The organism is Levilactobacillus parabrevis ATCC 53295, from assembly GCF_001434055.1.
In the GTDB taxonomy this organism is placed as follows: domain Bacteria; phylum Bacillota; class Bacilli; order Lactobacillales; family Lactobacillaceae; genus Levilactobacillus; species Levilactobacillus parabrevis.
In genome coordinates, this window is the sequence record NZ_AZCZ01000107.1 from 1 (window position 1) to 645 (window position 645).

Here is a 645-nt window from a genome sequence, read left to right on the forward strand (position 1 = left end):
TTACAAGTTTAATCCGAACAAGCCCGGAATCTTTCAATGGCAGTCTGTTGATGATGTATTTTTAATGGTCGTTGATTAATTAGTTCAAGTGCTGCTAGGATCTCATCAGTCGTTACTTGGCTAAAATTGGTCTTTTTCGGGAAGAACCAGCGTAACCGTCTATTAAAATATTCATTGGAACCTCGCTCCCATGGTGAATATGGATGGCAAAAATAAACTTTGATCTGATAATCCTGTTCTAAGGCCTGATAATTGGCAAACTCTTTACCATGATCAACAGTAATGGATTTTACTTGGGGACCGAAGGCCCCCATAAACTTGCCAAAGGCGGTGTTTAGAGCCTTAGCCGTTCTATTAGGGGCTTTGATGGCCCATAGAAGTCGGGTCTTACGTTCTACGAATGTAACCAGACATGATCGTGACTCACTTCGACTAGAAAGCACCGTATCTACTTCCCAATGACCAAAGGCTAACCGTTGATTAACAGTTGTTGGCCGTTGTTCGATGGAAGTCCCACTTGTAAATTTCCCACGATTTTCGCTCACTCGGTGCTGGCGGACATTCCGATTGGGTAGATCAGTCAATTTGAAGGGGAGCCAGCCACGATTAAGCCAATTATAAATTGACGCAGTGCTCAAGTTATAA

At 42.9% G+C, this 645-nt stretch carries 1 protein-coding gene; it reads right to left on the bottom strand.

Annotation, left to right across the window (positions count from 1 at the left end):
- Positions 1-8 precede the first annotated feature (8 nt).
- A partial coding sequence (locus tag FD07_RS11950; protein ID WP_057161962.1) for an IS30-like element ISLsa1 family transposase occupies positions 9-645 on the bottom strand: 637 nt, incomplete at its 5' end.